The organism is Pseudomonas sp. Colony2 (assembly GCF_019382755.1).
GTDB lineage: Bacteria > Pseudomonadota > Gammaproteobacteria > Pseudomonadales > Pseudomonadaceae > Aquipseudomonas.
The window spans coordinates 5,995,506-6,012,856 of sequence record NZ_CP080030.1; the positions used below are offsets into that span (position 1 = coordinate 5,995,506).

A 17,351-nucleotide genomic window follows, 5' to 3' on the forward strand; every position below is an offset into this window, starting at 1 on the left:
TTTCGGTGGGGGGTTTGGGGGGGCCGTTGGCCCTTGACTGTTGGTTAAACATGGAGAGATCGGGATGGTTTTCTCGTCCAATGTGTTCCTGTTCCTGTTCTTGCCGATCTTCCTCGGCTTGTACTACCTGAGCGGGCAACGCTATCGCAATCTGCTGCTGCTGGTTGCCAGTTATGTGTTCTACGCCTGGTGGCGAGTGGACTTCCTGGCGCTGTTCGCCGCCGTGACGCTGTGGAACTACTGGATCGGCCTCAAGGTCGGTGCGGCAGGCGTGCGCACCAGGCCGGCCCAGCGCTGGCTGCTGCTGGGCGTGGCGGTCGATCTGTGCATCCTCGGCTACTTCAAGTACGCCAACTTCGGTGTCGACAGCATCAACCTGATGATGAAGTCGGCCGGCCTTGAGCCTTTCATCCTGACCCACGTGCTGTTGCCGATCGGGATCTCGTTCTACATCTTCGAGTCCATCAGCTACATCATCGACGTGTACCGCGGCGACACCCCGGCCACCCGCAACCTGATCGACTTTGCGGCGTTCGTGGCGATCTTCCCGCACCTGATTGCCGGCCCGGTGTTGCGCTTTCGCGACCTGGCCGACCAGTTCAACAACCGCACCCACACCCTCGATAAATTCTCCGAGGGCTGCACGCGGTTCATGCAGGGTTTCATCAAGAAGGTGTTTATCGCCGACACCCTGGCGGTGGTCGCCGATCATTGCTTCGCCCTGCAAAACCCTACGACGGGTGACGCCTGGCTCGGCGCACTGGCGTACACCGCGCAGCTGTACTTCGACTTCTCCGGCTACAGCGACATGGCCATCGGCCTGGGCTTGATGATGGGTTTTCGCTTCATGGAAAACTTCAAGCAGCCGTACATCAGCCAGTCGATCACCGAGTTCTGGCGGCGCTGGCACATCAGCCTGTCCACCTGGCTGCGTGACTACCTGTACATCACCCTGGGCGGCAACCGTAAAGGCACGCTGACCACCTACCGCAACCTGTTCCTGACCATGCTCCTCGGTGGCCTGTGGCACGGTGCGAACATCACCTACATCGTGTGGGGCGCCTGGCACGGCATGTGGCTGGCGATTGAAAAAGCCATCGGCCTCAACACCGCACCGCGCAGTTTCAACGTTGTGCGCTGGGCCTTCACCTTCCTGCTGGTGGTGATGGGCTGGGTGATCTTCCGCTCGGAAAACCTGCACGTCGCCGGCCGTATGTACGGCGCGATGTTCAGCTTCGGCGAGTGGTCGCTGTCGGAACTCAACCGCGCCAGCCTCACCGGCCTGCAAGTGGCAACCCTGGTGGTGGCGTACGCAACCCTGGCGTTCTTCGGCCTGCGGGACTTCTACAGCAACCGCCCACCGGAAAAAACCAAGCCTGCGGTGAACACCCAGGCCGACGGCCCGGCGACTGCGCAACCGGGCTTGATCAAGGCCGTACCGGGCGACAACCCGGGCAGCATCCATGAGCCCGGCTACACCGTGGGCACCGAGGCCACCGTGCAACCGGCCTACTGGAGCGCCACCTGGCCACGCTACGCCATGCGCGCCGCAGTACTGCTGCTGTTCGTGGCGTCGATTCTCAAACTTTCGGCGCAGAGCTTCTCGCCGTTCCTTTACTTCCAGTTCTGAGGGAGCCGACCATGACCCGTTCATTACGCGTCCTCTACATTGCCTTGTTCCTCGCCGTGCTGCTGGCGTTGGGCGCCTGGTCGATGCGCAGTTTCCTGGGCTTCACCACCAACGCCGACGCCACCGTGCTCAACGGCCGCTGGACCAAGGCCGTCGAGACCCACTACGACGACCAGTTCCCGATCAAGCGCCTGGGCACCAACCTCTGGGCAGCGCTGGACTACAAGCTGTTCAACGAAGGCCGCCCTGGCGTGGTGATTGGCCGCGACCACTGGTTGTACAGCGACGAGGAATTCAACCCCATCGTCAACGAAGACCAGAACCTGCAAGGCAACTACGCCTTGGTGGAAGGCGTGCGCCAGAAGCTCAAGGCCCAGGGTATCCAACTGGTGATGGCGATCGTGCCAGCCAAGGTGCGGCTGTACCCGGAACACCTGGGTGAAGTGCAGCCGGCGAGCATCCGCGCCGGTCTGTACCAGGACTTCCATGCCCGCATGGCCGCCGACAAGATCGTCGCCCCTGACCTGATGGGTCCGCTGCAACAGGCCAAGCTGCACGGCCAACAAGTGTTCCTGCGCACCGACACCCACTGGACCCCGGACGGCGCTGAAGTGGCGGCCAAAGAATTGGCCAAGACAATTGCCAACAAAACGCCCCTGAGCGGCGAGCCTCAACGCTTTGTCACCGAAGCCGAGAAGACCGAGCCACACAAGGGCGACCTGCGCCTGTTCCTGCCGCTGGACCCTCTGTTCGAAAACCTGATGCCGCCCAAGGAGCCACTGCAAAAACGCGTGACGCACCTGGCTGAAACCAAAGGCGACGATGCGCTGTTCACCGACAGTGAAACCCCGGTGGCCCTGGTGGGCACCAGTTACAGCGCCAACCCGAACTGGAACTTTGTCGGCGCGCTGAAGCAAGCCCTGGGCAGCGACGTCATCAACTACTCCGAAGACGGCCACGGCCCGATCCTGCCGATGCTCAGCTACCTGAAAAGCGACGACTTCAAGAACAGCCCGCCACAGGTGCTGATCTGGGAGTTTCCCGAGCGTTATCTGCCTGTGAACAACGAAATCGGTGATGCCGACCCGCAGTGGGTTGCGCAGCTCAAACAAGCCGGTATGCGCCAACAGAACATGGCTATCAACACCCCCACCGTTAAAAACATGAACTCCGAGACGCCCGACCGGGCGCAAAACTGAAAGAGAGGTAACTCACATGACTTTCACTACTCACCTCGCAAAAACTTTTGCCCTCGTCGCCGGCATGAGCGTTGTTTCGATGTCCGCCTTCGCCGGTGGCGACGCCGCCCTCTACGGTCCCGTCGCGCCAAAAGGCTCGAGCTTTGTGCGGGTGTACAACGCCAGCAACCAGGAAGTCAGCGCCACCGTCGGCAGCACCAACCTCAACGAGGTTGCACCGCTGGCCAGCAGTGACTTCAGCTTCATGCCGGGCGGTGACTACAGCGCCAAGGTCGGCAGCCAGACCCTGCCGGTCAAGCTCGCCGCCGACCACTACTACACCCTGGTCAGCAGCGGCGGCGGCCAACCGCAACTGATCGAAGAACCGCCGTTCAAGAACAAGCAGAAATCCCTGGTGCGCGTGCAGAACCTCAGTGACAAGTCGCTGACCCTGAAAACCGCCGATGGCAAGACCGACGTGGTCCAGGCCGTGGCCGCCAAGGGCCGTGGCGAGCGCGAGATCAACCCGGTGAAGGTCAGCCTGGCGCTGTATGAAGGCGATAAAAAAGTCGGCGACGTGAAGCCGGTAGCTCTGGAACGCGGTGAGGCCGCAGTGCTGTACGTCACCGGCACCGGCGCCAACCTGTCGCCAGTGTGGGTGAAACGCCCTGTGTCGACCCGCTGATTAGATTTTCAGATTGACGCTGCCCCCTGTGGGAGCTGGCTTGCCTGCGATGCGGACAACTCGGTGTATCAGGTACACCGAGGTGATGCCATCGCGGGCAAGCCCCGCTCCCACAGGCTCTAACCAAATTTGATTCAAGGAGAAACACCATGATCCCAGTAATCCTTTCCGGTGGTAGCGGCTCACGTCTTTGGCCGCTTTCGCGTAAACAGTTTCCCAAGCAGTTCCTGGCCCTGACCGGCGAGCACACCTTGTTCCAGCAAACCCTGGAGCGCCTGGTGTTCGACGGCATGGACGCGCCCATCGTGGTGTGCAACAAGGACCACCGCTTTATCGTCAACGAGCAACTGGCTGCCCGCAAACTGGAAACCCAGCGCATCCTGATGGAGCCGTTCGGCCGCAATACCGCGCCGGCCGTGGCCCTGACGGCGATGATGCTGGTCAACGAAGGCCGCGACGAGCTGATGCTGGTGCTGCCCGCCGACCATGTGCTGGATGACCAGAAAGCCCTGCAACGCGCCCTGGCCCTGGCCACTGTGGCGGCTGAGCGTGGCGAAATGGTGCTGTTCGGTGTGCCGGCCACCCGTCCGGAGACCGGCTACGGCTATATCAAGTCGACCAACGATTCGCTGCTGCCCGAAGGCGTCAGCCGCGTGCAACAGTTCGTGGAAAAACCCGATGAAAAACGCGCCGCCGAATTCGTCAAGAGCGGTGGTTATTTCTGGAACAGCGGCATGTTCCTGTTCCGTGCCAGCCGCTTCCTCGAAGAGCTGAAAAAACACGACCCGGACATCTACGACACCTGCCTGCTGACCCTGGAACGCAGCAACCAAACCGCCGACACCATCGACATCGACGAATCCACCTTCGCCTGCTGCCCGGACAACTCCATCGACTACGCCGTGATGGAAAAAACCCAACTGGCCTGCGTGGTGCCGTTGACTGCCGGCTGGAGCGACGTGGGTTGCTGGGCATCGCTGTGGGACGTGAATGAAAAAGACGCCAACGGTAACGTCAGCAAGGGCGACGTGGTGATCCAGGACAGCAAGAACTGCATGATCCACGGCAACGGCAAGCTGGTGTCGGTGATTGGCCTGGAAAACATCGTGGTGGTGGAAACCAAGGACGCGATGATGATTGCCCACAAGGACAAGGTCCAGGGCGTCAAGCAGATGGTCAACACCCTCAACGAGCAGGGCCGCAGCGAAACCCAGAACCACTGCGAGGTGTACCGTCCATGGGGCTCGTACGACTCGGTGGATATGGGCGGGCGCTTCCAGGTCAAGCACATCTCGGTGAAACCGGGCGCGTGCCTGTCGTTGCAGATGCACCACCACCGCGCCGAACACTGGATCGTGGTCAGCGGCACCGCCGAAGTCACCTGTGACGAGAACGTGTTCCTGCTCACCGAAAACCAGTCCACCTACATCCCGATTGCCTCGGTGCACCGTTTGCGTAACCCGGGCAAGATTCCATTGGAGATTATCGAGGTGCAGTCCGGCAGCTACCTGGGTGAAGACGATATCGAACGCTTTGAAGATATCTACGGTCGATCCACGCCAATCGAGCGTGGCGTTTCGGTGAAAACCATCGCGCAGTAAACAGAGCAGCACAACAAGCCCCCGCCCCACCGACTGCGTCCCCTATCCGCAGCCGGTGGGCCGGGGGCTTTTTCTTTGGGGCCGGGGAACCCGAAGATGGTCAACTCCACCTACGCTTGGTTAGGATGCCCGTTCCGTTTTCGAGGTTGTTGCCATGTTCTTTGGTGTCTTGCTGATTATCACCTGGCTGATCCTCTTGCTGCGCTACCCCGCCAGGGCGTTGCCGGTTTCCCTCGCGGCCGCCGTCGGCCTGGGCCTGGTGGCGGTATGGGTGGTGTGGCTGGACAACCGCGAGGCCCAGCAATTGGCACGCCTGGAACTGCGTACCGTCTACGCGCCGAAAGAATGCCCCGCAGACCGCCCGCTCAAGCTCACCTTGAACAACGGCAACAACGTACCGCTGACCGAACTGCGTTGGCGCATCGCCGCGTATGCGCCGGGCGATACGGTCAACCTGTCAGACAACGTGTACGCTGCCCCGCGCTATCGCGGCCCCGGCGAACTGCAGGCCGGCGCCACCTGGGAAGACTGCCTGCCAGTGCCGCCGCTGCGCCCCGGCTACCGCCCGCAAACCCTGGAATTTCGTGCCGAGCATTTGCAAGGCAGCTTCTCTGACTGATAACAACAAAGGACTGATCCATGCCCAACGTACTGATCACCGGGTGCTCCAGTGGCATTGGCCGTGCCCTGGCGGACGCCTTCAAGCAAGCCGGCTTTGACGTGTGGGCCAGCGCCCGGCGCAGCGAGGATGTGGCGGCACTTGCCAGCGCCGGCTTTAACGCGGTGCAACTGGACGTCAACGACAGCGCTGCACTGGCGCAGTTGGCCGGGCAGGTGGGCGAGCTGGATGTGCTGATCAACAACGCCGGCTATGGCGCCATGGGTCCGTTGCTCGACGGCGGCACCCAGGCGATGCAGCAGCAATTCGAGACCAACGTATTCTCAGTGGTCGGCGTGACTCAGGCGCTGTTCCCGGCCCTGCGTCGCCGTAAAGGGTTGGTGGTGAATATCGGCAGCGTGTCCGGCGTGTTGGTCACACCGTTCGCCGGTGCGTATTGCGCCTCGAAAGCCGCAGTGCATGCCTTGAGTGATGCGTTGCGCATGGAGCTCGCACCGTTTGACGTGCGGGTGATGGAAGTGCAGCCAGGCGCCATCGATACAAGTTTTGCAAAAAACGCCGGCACCCAGGCCGAACTGTTGATCAATGAAAAGTCGCCCTGGTGGCCACTGCGCGAAAGCATCCGCGCCCGGGCCAAGGCCTCCCAGGATCGGCCTACGCCCGCCAGCCAGTTTGCGGCAGACGTGCTCAAGGCCGTGCAACAGGGCACGCCGCCGCGCCTGTTGCGCTCGGGTAATGGTTGCCGGGCACTGCCGTGGATGGCGGCGCTGTTGCCCAAGGGCTTGCTGGAGACTGTCTTGAAAAAACGCTTTGGCCTGAGCGGCCAGCTCTAAGAGCCCCCGCCTCCCCGTGGCGAGGGAGCTTGCTCCCGCTGGGCTGCGCAGCAGCCCCAAAACCACCCATCCAAGTTTCCTGAAAGAATGCGCTGACCTTTTCAGGGGTGCTTCGCCCCCCAGCGGGAGCAAGCGCCCTCGCCACACGGTTTCTCGGCTGATCAGCCTTTCATGAAATCAATGAAGGCCCGCACTTTCAGGGGCAAATGCCGGGTATCCGGGTACAACGCGTACACCCCCTGCGGCGCAAATCGATACCCCGGCAGCAACCGCACCAAACGCCCCGCATCCAGGTCTTCCTGCACCAGCCACTGGGGCAGGATCGCCACGCCATGCCCGCGCACGGCAAACGCCTGGAGAATCGCGGCACTGTCGGCAACCAGTGAAGCCTTGCCGGGGCCTGGACGGTACAGGTGCTCATGGCCGGCCGGGTCGAGCACCGTCAACTCCGTCAGCCGCCCGTGCCCCAGCTTGGGCAGTTGCTCCAGTTCTTCCAGCGTGGCGACCCCGGCAAACCCCGGTGCAGCCACGGCGAGGATTTCGTAGCTCGACAGCTGCACCGCCCGATGATTGGAGTCGAGCATCCGCCCCAATCGAATAGCCACATCGAAGCGCTCGGAGATCAGGTCGGCGTGGCTGGAGGAGGTGGATAACTGGATGTTCAATTCCGGGTGCAGGCCGCGAAAGGTTTCCACTGCCGGCACCACCACCGCCAATCCGTATTCGACGGTGGTGGTGATCCGCAATGTGCCCTTGAGCTGGCTGTGCTCCGAACGGGCTTCTTCCACCGCCAGGCGCGCTTCTTCCAGCATGCGCGTGCAGCGCAGGTAAAAGCGTTCGCCCGCATCGGTCAGTGCCAGTTGCCGAGTACTGCGGGTCAGCAGGGTCACGCCCAGCTCGGCTTCCAGGCGCTTGAGGTTGAAGCTCACCACCGCTCGCGTCTGCCCGAGGACATCAGCGGCTGCCGTCAACGATCCGGCCTCGACCACGGCCTTGAAGGTGTCGAAACGATCCAGGCTGACCATATGCCACGCGCTCCTTTGTCAAAATATTTTTGACAAACTAACAGTCAAACCGCTGTTTCCCAAGTGCCCGCACCCGCCTACCCTGCCGCCATCCACAGCAGGAACCGCGCAATGACCTATCGCTCGAAAGTCACCTGGATCTTTCTACTGGGCTTCGCCCTCGACCTGGTGAACATGTTTGTCGCCACCATCGCTTACCCGGACATCGCCCGCGAGTTGCACGCCTCGGTCACGCAACTGGCATGGATCGGCAACGCCTACATGCTCGGCCTGACCGTCGTCATTCCCCTGAGTGTTTGGCTGGCGGCGCTGCTGGGTGAGCGCCGGTTGATTGCCGTCAGCCTGTTGCTGTTCGGCGTAGCCTCGGTGCTGGTGGGCCAGGCCGCCTCGATTGAAGCGCTGATCGGCTGGCGCCTGTTGCAGGGCTTGGGTGGCGGCTTGTTGATTCCGGTGGGGCAAGCCTTGGCCTATCGGCATTTTCCGCCGGCAGAACGCAGCCAACTGACAGCCAGGGTCATGCTGGTGGCGCTGCTGATTCCGGCGTTGTCGCCAGCATTGGGCGGCCTGGTGGTGGACAGCGTGTCGTGGCGCTGGATCTTTTTCGCCAACCTGCCGCTGGCGCTGATCACCGTGATGCTGACCTTGCGCTGGCTGGTGGCAGACACGCCCGCGTCCACACGCCCGGCGCTGGAGCTCGGTCACGTATTGGGCCAGGCTCGCCGCCCGATGCTGCGGGTCGCGATGCTGGTTTACCTGTTCATCCCGGGGGTGTTTATCGGCACCAGCCTGGTGGCGATTCTTTATCTGCACGGTCTTGGCTTTACCGCCAGCCTCATCGGCGCGCTGATGCTGCCGTGGGCGCTGGCCTCGGGGCTGGCGATTGCCTTGAGCAAAAAACTGTTCAATCGCTGCGGGCCGAGGCCGCTGCTGCTGGCGGGCATGCTGCTGCAAGCCCTCGGCATCCTGTTGCTGATCGAGCCGCACCCGGTTGTCGTGGTGCTCGCCTTCCTCCTGATGGGCCTGGGTGGCAGCCTGTGCAGCAGCACCGCGCAAACCCTGGCCTTTCTCGACATTCCGGCCGAGCGCATGGGGCATGCCAGCGCCTTGTGGAACATCAATCGGCAATTGAGTTTTTGCCTCGGTGCCGCCGTGCTCAGTGGGGTGCTGGCTGCGCTGGACTCGTTCACCGTCACCTTCGCGATTGCCGCAGCCTTGACCCTGTTTCCGTTATTTGCCGTACTGTGCCTGGATGCGTCCAAGGTACGGACACTGCTTCACCCTGCCAGCGAGCCCACACGATGATTGACTACCGCGATTTTTTTGATGAAGTGATCCAGGCCCATGTCGAGATCGAACAATGGTTTGCCGGCACAGCCCCCGAGGGAACACTGGAGGTTTTGCTGAAGCGTTTTTCGCCGGACTTTTCCATGATCACCCCGGCGGGCAAACAACTGGATTTTGCACTGCTCAACCAGCTGTTCAGCCAGGCTGGCGGCAAGCGGCCCGGGTTCAGGATCAGCCTCAGCGAGTTTGCCGGGATTGACCGACACGCCCGTGGCGCGACGGTAAGTTATCGCGAACAGCAGGTGGATGGCAGCGGTGCCCAAACCGATCGGCGATCGACCGTGGTGTTTGAAAAGCAGGCCAGTGGCGCCCTGCTGTGGCGCCATTTGCACGAGACGTTTCTACAGGCCTGACACGGTAAAAATGTGGGAGCGGGCTTGCTCGCGAATGCGGTGGATCAGTCGATATTTTCGTTGACTGACACACTGCCTTCGCGAGCAAGCCCGCTCCCACATTCAGTTCTGTGTTTGGTTGACGATCACGGTGCAGGTGATCCCCGCCGCCAACAGCACACCTTCCGGCACTTCATCGATATGAATCCGCACCGGCACCCGCTGGGCCAGGCGCACCCAGTTGAACGTCGGGTTCACATCGGCGATCAACTCGCGGCTCTCCGGGTTGTCCCGGTCGTAGATGCCGCGCGAAATGCTTTCCACGTGGCCCTTGAGGGTTTCGCCGCTCATCAACTGCATGTCGGCCTTGTCCCCGACTTTGACGTGGGGCAGCTTGGTTTCTTCGAAGAAGCCGTACACCCAGAACGAGTTCATATCCACCACCGCCATCTTCGCCTCGCCGATGCGTGCATAGTCGCCGCGGTGCACGTTGAGGTTGGTGACGTAGCCGTCCACCGCCGCCACCACCTGGGTGCGCTTGAGGTTGAGTTCGGCCGCTTCCAGTTGCGCCAGCGCATGCTGGTAATCCGCCAGGGCCGAGTCGGCGATATTGCTGGCGTCGTCGCGGTTTTCCTTGGAGATCACCAGGGCGTCGAGGTCGGCGCGGCGGTGGGCGTTGACCTTGCGCATCTCCCAGGTGGCCTTGCGGGAAGCCACCAGGGATTGCGCCTGCTTGACCGCAATCTGGTAATGCTCGGGGTCGATCTGCATCAGCAGGTCGCCCTTTTTCACCAACTGGTTGTCACGCACCGGAACGTTGACCACTTCGCCGGTGACGTCGGCGGCGACGTTGATGATGTCGGCGCGCACCCGGCCATCGCGGGTCCAGGGAGTTTCCATGTAGTGCACCCACAACGTGCGGCCAATCCAGATCGCCAGGGCCAGTACCAGCAAGGTCGCGAGCAGGCTGAAAAACTTTTTCATCGGGGCATTCTCAACGGTAGACGGTCAGCGCCAGGGCGCCGAACAAGCAAGCGAACAGGCTCAGGCGCAGCAGCGCCGGGTGCCAGAAAAAACGGTACAGGTCAAAGCCGGCCAGAAACCGGTCGAGGGCCCAGGCCAGGCCCGCCGCGATCAGAAACATCAGGGTCATGGTGGGCATGTAGACGCCGTGGAAGGCGATTTCACGAGGCATGGGCGGGTCCTTCGGGCTTGAGGGCAGCCAGGGGTGATTGCGGGTCCAGCAATGAGGTGCGGATAAAGTGCAGGTAGCTTTTCACCCGGCGCAGGGCCGAGGTGTCGAAGTGCGGGGCGAACGGTTCGTCGGTGGCCTGCACGCGGCTGATGGCGTGGTCCACGGCGATCAGGCTGCGCTCCAGGTTGCTGGCGCTGGGTTGCAGGAACAGCCGCACCAACGAACGGCCCATCACCCGGATCGCCTGGCGCCACGGCTGGGACTCGGCATACGCCGGGTGCACCGGCAGGATCGCCTGTTCCTTGCGCAACTCGATGATCGCGTGGCCGACTTCCAGCACCACGAACATCCAGCGCAGCAGGTTGCGTTGCACCTGGGGTTGCCCGGCGGCAAAGCCGTAGGCCTGGTGCAGCAGGTCGCGGGTGCGGCTTTCGAAACCCGACGCCAGGCCCTTGAGTTTGCCGCTGATGGCGAACACCACTTGCTCGCGCAAGTCCTGCTCCAGCCGACGCCACAACCAGCGGCTGTTGGGCGGCAGGATGATCGCGCCCGCCGCCGCACACACCAGCATGCCGATGACCATGGCGATGTAGTCGTTGATGAAGGTGTAGGGGTTGTAGATCGTGAGGTTGTCCGGCACCGAGCCGGTGCTGAAGAAGATCAGCAACCCGACGCCGACTCCCGCGTACTGCGGGCGTGAAGCCAGGAACGAACCGAAGATGATCACCGGCGCGAGCATCACGCACAGCAACGGGAAACCGTCGATCCAGGGAAACACGAAGAACATTTCGACAAAGCCCACCAGCGCCCCGATCAAGGTACCGCAAGCCATTTGAAAGGCCATGCGCTTGGGGTTGGGGGTGGCGGCCGACAAACCCACCGTCGCCGCGGCGATCAGGGTCATGGTGGCGCCACTGGGCCAGGCCGTGGCCACCCAGTAACTGCCGAGCACGATCAGGATAAACGAGGCGCGAATCCCCGAGGCGGCGCAGGCCAGCCAGTTGGTTTTTGGGGTGTAGGGTTCGTCCCAGTGTTCGCGCTCGTGGCTGTGATCCGCCAGGGATGCATGGGTCTGGGCGTAGTTGTGCAAGTCGTCGACGAAGCGGTACAGCAGCTCATAGGCGGTGTGAAAGTCCAACAGTTCGGCGTCGCTGGGGGCGCTTTCCTGGAAGCGGGTGCGCAGGCTGCGCACCTTGGCGGGCAGGCCTTCCTTGTAGGCGTTCAACTGATTGGCCAGGCGCGCCGCATCGGGGCTGGTGAGCGCACGGCCGGAGAAACCGTCGAGCAGTTCCGCCAGGTCTTGCAGGCCCGGCTTGATCGCAGCCACCACGTGATCGGCCTCCTGGCTGCGCAGGCGCTCGAGCAATTGGTGCAAGGCGTTGAAGCGCGTGGTGATGCCCATGAACTCGCTGTTCAAGCGCGTCAGCCGGCCATTGCGCCGACGCATGTGCGGGTCTTCGAACACGGTGATGCTGCGCAGCCCTTCCAGGCCCACGGCTTCGGCGATAAAGCGCACGTTGCTGCGTTCAAAGCCTTCGCGCTCGCTGCGACCGCGCAGGCCGTCGGTGACGAACAGCGCGAACACACCGAAGCGCTGGTACAGGGCGTTGCGCATCGCAGCGCTGGAGGTTTGCGGCAGGATCGCGGCGCTGACCAGCGTGGAGCAGACAATCCCCAACGAGATTTCCAGGACTCGCCACACCGCCGCCATAAACGCGCCGTCGGGATGGGCCAGGGCCGGCAAGCCAACCATCGCCGCGGTGTAGCCGGCCAGCACAAAACCGTAGGCGCGAAAGTTGCGATTGCGGGTCGCGCCAGCAGTGCAGATGCCGACCCAGATCGCCAGCGAACCGAGGAACAGTTCAGTGTTCTGCGCAAACAACGCGATCAGGAACACCATCACCGCCGAGCCCGCCAGGGTGCCCAGGAAGCGGTAGAAACTCTTGGCGAACACCTGGCCGCTTTGCGGTTGCATCACGATAAAGACGGTGATCATCGCGGTACGCGGTTGCGGCAATTCCAGGCGCATCGCCAGCCACAGCGTCAGGAAGGCCGCGATCAGCACCTTGAAGATATAGACCCAGGTCACGCCATCACTGCGTGCCCAATCGAAGAAACCACGGCGCCACTCAAGCGAGTGCAACCAGCGCAGCGGTGCAGGCAAGGGAGTCATCGCATCCTACTCAGTGATCAAACACGGCGAGGGCCGCCGGGGTCTTGCTCGGTAAGGTCTGGCTGTCCTGAGGCACATCGCTGCCGGCACCGAGGCCACCGCCCAACGCGGTCACCAGTTCGGCGTGGGCACTCAGGCGTGCAGCCTGGACCTGCTGCTGCACCTGCTGCTGGCGGAACAACAGGCTCTGGGCATTCAGCACGTTGAGGTAGTCGGTGAGGCCGCGCTGGTAGGCGATCATCGCGATGTCATAGGTTTTCTGCGCCGAGGCCACGGATTCGGCGGCGAAGGCTTGCTGCTTGTCCATCGACTCGCGGCGGATCAACTGGTCGCTGATGCCCTTGAGCGCGTTGACCAGGGTCTGGTTGTAGTGCGCGACGGCGATGTCGTAGCCGGCGCTGGCTTCACCCAGTTGCGAGCGCAGGCGGCCACCGTCGAAGATCGGCAGGCTGATGGCAGGGCCGGCGGTGTAGTTGAGTTTCTTGCCGGTCAGGAAACTCAGCATTCCGCCGCCGGTGGCGACGTAGCCGAGGCTGCCCACCAGGTCGACGTTGGGGTAGAAACCGGCGTGGGCCACATCAATGCCACGGGCCTGGGCCGCCACTTGCCAGCGGCTGGCGACCACGTCCGGGCGCTGGCCGAGCAGTTCGGCGGGCAAGCTCGACGGCAGTTTCAGCGGCGCGGCCAGGGACAAGGTGGGCCGCTGCAACTGCGCGCCCGCCCCCGGCCCTTTGCCCGCCAGCGCGGCCAACTGGTTGCGACTCAGGGCGATCTGTTCATCCAGGGCGTCCAGCTGCCGATGGGTTTCCGGCAGCGGCGTCTCAGCCTGGCTGACTTCGAAGTGGGTGCCGATCCCACCATTCAAACGCTTTTGCGCAAGGTCGAGAATCTGTTGTTGCTGGGCCAGGGTGGCGGCCACGATATCGCGCTGGGCGAAGTGCAACGACAGCTGGATATAGGCGCGCACCACGTTGTTCTGCAATTCGAGCTGCGCCTGGCGCGCTTCGGCGGCGCTCATGTGGGCCATGTCCACGGCGCGCTCGGTGGCGTTGCTTTCGCGGCCCCAGAGGTCGAGGGCATAGCTCAAGCCCAGGGACGCGTTGTTGTCCCAGGTGGTGGAATTGTCTAGCGCGCCTGGGCCGTAGAATTGGTCGCTCGGCCAGTTATGGCGCTTGAGCGCGGCGTCGCCATTGATCTGCAACGACTCGGCCGACTCGGCGATCCCGGCCATGGCCCGGGCTTCACGCACACGTGCAGCGGCCATGGCCATGCTCGGGCTGCCTTGCACGGCGAGGTCGATCCAGTGGTTGAGTTGCGGGTCGCCGTAGGCTTGCCACCATTGCGCGGTGGGCCAGTGGGCGTCCTGGGCGGCGCTTTTGATCGCTTCGTCGGTGGCCAATGTATTGGCGACGAGTGACTGGCCTTGAGGGGCGATTCCTCCGGTTCCGATGCAGCCGCTGATTGCTAACGATAAGGCCCAAACACTGAGAGTCTTCAGCTCTCTGCTGATGCGACGCGGCACTGCTGCGAATTCCTGAGAGGGTGTTGCGGGGAAGGTGGCGCAATTCTAAGGGGCGGGCCGGATGGCGATAAGGTGGGATTCTTGTGAATCTTTGTTACCGTTCAGGCGATAATCCGTTCGTAGGGATCACTGGATCCTGCAACTTCGTGTCACAATTTGCCATCTCCCCTGAGAGCACCTTAATGGACACCTTGCAAAACATGCGCGCCTTCAGTTGTGTGGCCGAAGCCGGCAGCTTCACCGCCGCCGCCGTGCAACTGGATACCACCACGGCCAACGTCTCGCGCGCGGTCTCCAACCTTGAGGCCCATCTGCAAACCCGTTTGCTCAACCGCACCACCCGCCGCATCGCCCTGACCGAGGCCGGCAAGCGCTATTTGCTGCGTTGCGAGCAGATCCTGGCGTATGTCGAGGAAGCGGAAGCCGAAGCCAGCGACGCCCACGCCCGCCCCGCCGGGCAGCTGAAAGTGCACACCATGACCGGCATCGGCCAGCACTTCGTGATCGATGCGATTGCCCGCTACCGCCGCACCCACCCGGACGTGACCTTTGACCTGACCATGGCCAACCGCGTGCCGGACCTGCTGGATGAGGGTTACGACGTGTCCATCGTGCTCGCCAGCGAGTTGCCGGATTCGGGGTTTGTCTCGCAGCGCCTGGGGATAACTTACAGCATCGCCTGTGCCTCGCCGGCCTACGTCAAGGCCAACGGCTGCGCGCAACGGCCCAGCGACCTGCTCAACCACGCGTGCCTGCGCCTGGTCAGCCCGGTGATTCAGCTGGATAAATGGTCGTTCAATGGCCCTGAAGGCCAGGAAAGTGTGGCGATCAACAGCTCACCGTTCCTGGTGAACTCGGCGGATGCGATGAAGACCGCGATCACCAGCGGCATGGGCGTTGGCCTGTTGCCGGTGTATGCGGCGATTGAAGGGCTGCGCAACGGCACCCTGGTGCGGGTGATGCCCAACTACCGCTCCCAGGAGCTCAACCTGTACGCCATCTACCCGTCGCGCCAATACCTGGATGCGAAGATCAAGACGTGGGTGGAATACCTGCGCAGCTCCCTGCCGGAAATCATGGCCGCGCATCAGGCGGAACTGGCGGCCTATGAGCTAAGTGGCAGTTTGGGCGGGGTACGACTGAGTAACTGAGGGGGGGGCAGGCGCTACACCGGCAGCGTAATGCCAAAGGTGTTGCCGCCGCCCTCGCTGCGCACAAACACATCTCCGCCGTGCATCAACGCGATCGCCTTGACGATCGCCAGTCCCAACCCGTGATTCGCCCCACTATTGCTGCGGGACGCGTCCACCCGATAGAACCGCTCGAACAACCGGGGCAGGTGCTCGCTGGCAATCTCATCGCCCGGGTTGGTCACCCCGATCGCCACGTGGTCCTCCAGCACTTCGATCTTCACCTCGATCACCTGGCCAGGCGCCGTATGCTGCACCGCATTGCTCAACAGGTTGATCAACGCCCGGCGCAAGTGCGCCTTCTCGATCTGCACCTGGGCATCGCCGGTCACACGCACCTGCACCTGGGCGTCCTCGAGGATAAAGTCCAGGTAATCCAGGGTGGTCGCCACTTCATCCGCCAGCGAACTGGTGATCAGCTTGGTGGCCTTGCTGCCCTGGTCTGCACTGGCCAGGAACAGCATGTCATTGATGATCGAGCGCAGCCGTTCCAGCTCTTCGAGGTTCGATTGCAGCACCTCGAAATAATGCTCGGCCGAACGCCCACGGGTCAGCGCCACCTGGGTCTGGCCGATCAGGTTGGTCAGCGGCGAGCGCAGCTCATGGGCCACATCGGCGTTGAATGACTCCAGGCGCGAATAGGCCTGTTCCACCCGGTCGAGGGTCGAGTTGAAGGAGTTGACGAACTGCTTCAGCTCCGGCGGCAATGGCGACAATTGCAGGCGCCCGGAGAGTTTCGGCGGTGCAAGTTTCTGCGCCTCGTCCGACAGCTTGATCAGCGGCTTGAGACCGATGCGCGCCACCCAGAACCCCAGCAGCGAGGCCAGCAGCACGCCGACAAACGCCAGGCCGATCAGCGCCACCAGCAGTTGATGCTGGGTGGCGCGGAAGTTCTCGGTGTCGACCGCGATCAGGAAACGCAGCGGCGGGCGCTGCTCCTTGGCTGGAAACTGGCTGACCAATACTTTGAACGGGTAGGCATGGCCCGGCAGGCGCAAGTCGCGCTTGCCGGTCGGGCCGGCGGCGAAGGCGCGAATCTGCGCGTCCGGGTTGCCGTATTCGTAGGTCGGGTCGCTGCTCACCACCCAGAAGCGAATGCGCTTGTCTTCCTCTCCCAACAACTTGAGCTTGGCGGTGATCTTCGCCCAATGGTCCGGCGTACCGAAGCGATTGACCGAAGACTCCAGCACGCTGTAGCGCGCATCCAGCTCGGCCCCGGGCAGCAGGCCCAGGCCTTTGTCCACCTGCTGGTACAGCGCGCCGCCGATCAACAGGAAGATCAGCAGCGCCACCAGGGTGAACATGCCGCTCAGGCGCAGGGCGATGGAGTTAGCCGACACTGCGGTTCTCCAGCACGTAACCCATGCCACGGATGGTGTGCAGCAGTTTCTGTTCGAACGGCCCGTCGAGCTTGGCCCGCAGGCGTTTGATCGCTACTTCCACCACATTGGCGTCACTGTCGAAATTGATGTCCCAGACCATTTCCGCAATCGAGGTCTTGGACAGGATTTCACCCTGGCGCCGGGCCAATACGCTGAGCAGCGAGAACTCCTTGGCGGTCAGGTCCAGGCGAACGCCATTGCGACTGGCCTTGCGGCTGATCAGGTCGATCCACAGGTCGGCGATGGTCACCTGCACCGGCTCATGCCCGCCGCTGCGACGGGTCAGCGCTTGCAGGCGCGCCACCAGTTCGAGGAACGAGAACGGCTTGCCGAGGTAATCATCCGCGCCTTCGCGCAGGCCGCGAATACGGTCTTCCACGCGCTCGCGGGCGGTGAGCATGATCACCGGCGTCTGCTTGCGCGCCCGCAGCGCGCGCAATACGCCAAAGCCATCCAGGCCGGGCAGCATCACGTCGAGCACGATGACCGCGTAATCGTTCTCCAGGGCCAGGTGCAACCCTTCGACGCCTTCACGGGCGACGTCGACGGTATAGCCTTGCTCCGTCAGGCCGCGGTGCAGGTAGTCGGCGGTTTTTTCTTCGTCTTCAATAATCAGTACACGCATGAGCCTTTTGTTCCAGG

At 62.7% G+C, this 17,351-nt stretch carries 16 protein-coding genes; 9 read left to right on the forward strand and 7 right to left on the reverse strand.

The genetic code is table 11. The annotated features are described in order from the left end of the window. The first annotated feature begins 64 nt into the window (after positions 1-64). From JV201_RS24230 to JV201_RS24255, 6 genes are all read left to right on the forward strand, one after another. The gene (locus JV201_RS24230) at positions 65-1,630 is read left to right on the forward strand and encodes an MBOAT family protein (protein ID WP_087692834.1); all 1,566 of its coding nucleotides are present in this window, start codon (positions 65-67) and stop codon (positions 1,628-1,630) included. A gap of 11 nt (positions 1,631-1,641) precedes the next feature. Then, complete coding sequence (locus JV201_RS24235) at positions 1,642-2,829, forward strand: alginate O-acetyltransferase (protein ID WP_177040275.1); 1,188 nt, start codon at positions 1,642-1,644, stop codon at positions 2,827-2,829. Positions 2,830-2,845: 16 nt separating this feature from the next. Next, positions 2,846-3,493, forward strand: a complete 648-nt coding sequence (locus JV201_RS24240) for an alginate O-acetyltransferase AlgF (protein ID WP_219406134.1) — start codon at positions 2,846-2,848, stop codon at positions 3,491-3,493. 149 nt (positions 3,494-3,642) lie between these two features. Continuing rightward, positions 3,643-5,094 carry a mannose-1-phosphate guanylyltransferase/mannose-6-phosphate isomerase gene (locus JV201_RS24245; RefSeq protein WP_003216275.1) on the forward strand — a complete coding sequence of 484 codons (1,452 nt, stop codon included), beginning with the start codon at positions 3,643-3,645 and terminating at the stop codon, positions 5,092-5,094. A gap of 154 nt (positions 5,095-5,248) precedes the next feature. Further along, positions 5,249-5,713, forward strand: a complete 465-nt coding sequence (locus JV201_RS24250; RefSeq protein WP_219406135.1) for a multidrug transporter — start codon at positions 5,249-5,251, stop codon at positions 5,711-5,713. A 20-nt stretch (positions 5,714-5,733) separates the two neighbouring features. Beyond that, positions 5,734-6,546 (forward strand): SDR family oxidoreductase, encoded by an 813-nt coding sequence (locus JV201_RS24255; protein ID WP_177027778.1) that lies wholly within the window; start codon positions 5,734-5,736, stop codon positions 6,544-6,546. A 161-nt stretch (positions 6,547-6,707) separates the two neighbouring features. On the opposite strand, the gene JV201_RS24260 is transcribed toward JV201_RS24255, so the two are convergent. Next, on the reverse strand, positions 6,708-7,571 hold the full coding sequence (locus tag JV201_RS24260; RefSeq protein ID WP_003216270.1) for a LysR family transcriptional regulator: 864 nt from the start codon (positions 7,569-7,571) through the stop codon (positions 6,708-6,710). A gap of 111 nt (positions 7,572-7,682) precedes the next feature. On the opposite strand from JV201_RS24260, the gene JV201_RS24265 reads away from it, so the two are divergent. Both JV201_RS24265 and JV201_RS24270 read left to right on the forward strand, forming a co-directional pair. After that, entirely contained in the window at positions 7,683-8,873 is a 1,191-nt protein-coding gene (locus JV201_RS24265) for an MFS transporter (protein ID WP_219406136.1), read from the forward strand. Further along, positions 8,870-9,268 (forward strand): DUF4440 domain-containing protein, encoded by a 399-nt coding sequence (locus JV201_RS24270; RefSeq protein ID WP_102606053.1) that lies wholly within the window; start codon positions 8,870-8,872, stop codon positions 9,266-9,268. The genes JV201_RS24265 and JV201_RS24270 overlap by 4 nt, the downstream gene beginning before the upstream one ends. Before the next feature lie 102 nt (positions 9,269-9,370). Here JV201_RS24270 and JV201_RS24275 read toward each other — a convergent pair whose 3' ends face one another. The 4 genes from JV201_RS24275 to JV201_RS24290 are packed head-to-tail and all read right to left on the reverse strand — an operon-like array spanning position 9,371 to position 14,137. After that, the gene (locus tag JV201_RS24275; RefSeq protein WP_177027781.1) at positions 9,371-10,231 is read right to left on the reverse strand and encodes an HlyD family secretion protein; all 861 of its coding nucleotides are present in this window, start codon (positions 10,229-10,231) and stop codon (positions 9,371-9,373) included. Positions 10,232-10,241: 10 nt separating this feature from the next. Beyond that, positions 10,242-10,442 (reverse strand): DUF1656 domain-containing protein, encoded by a 201-nt coding sequence (locus JV201_RS24280; RefSeq protein WP_003216262.1) that lies wholly within the window; start codon positions 10,440-10,442, stop codon positions 10,242-10,244. Next, entirely contained in the window at positions 10,432-12,615 is a 2,184-nt protein-coding gene (locus tag JV201_RS24285; RefSeq protein ID WP_008434187.1) for an FUSC family protein, read from the reverse strand. Before JV201_RS24285 ends, JV201_RS24280 begins: the two co-directional genes overlap by 11 nt. A 10-nt stretch (positions 12,616-12,625) precedes the next feature. Next, positions 12,626-14,137, reverse strand: coding sequence for an efflux transporter outer membrane subunit (locus tag JV201_RS24290; RefSeq protein ID WP_219406137.1), 1,512 nt, complete (start codon positions 14,135-14,137; stop codon positions 12,626-12,628). A gap of 182 nt (positions 14,138-14,319) precedes the next feature. On the opposite strand from JV201_RS24290, the gene JV201_RS24295 reads away from it, so the two are divergent. After that, positions 14,320-15,288: a LysR family transcriptional regulator gene (locus JV201_RS24295; RefSeq protein ID WP_003216257.1), complete on the forward strand. Its 969-nt coding sequence runs from the start codon at positions 14,320-14,322 to the stop codon at positions 15,286-15,288. Between the two features lie 14 nt (positions 15,289-15,302). On the opposite strand, the gene JV201_RS24300 is transcribed toward JV201_RS24295, so the two are convergent. Together JV201_RS24300 and JV201_RS24305 are read right to left on the reverse strand one after the other, a co-directional pair. Next, positions 15,303-16,667, reverse strand: a complete 1,365-nt coding sequence (locus JV201_RS24300; RefSeq protein ID WP_003216256.1) for a heavy metal sensor histidine kinase — start codon at positions 16,665-16,667, stop codon at positions 15,303-15,305. After that, positions 16,657-17,334 carry a heavy metal response regulator transcription factor gene (locus JV201_RS24305; protein ID WP_003216255.1) on the reverse strand — a complete coding sequence of 226 codons (678 nt, stop codon included), beginning with the start codon at positions 17,332-17,334 and terminating at the stop codon, positions 16,657-16,659. Before JV201_RS24305 ends, JV201_RS24300 begins: the two co-directional genes overlap by 11 nt. Between the last annotated feature and the right edge of the window lie 17 nt (positions 17,335-17,351).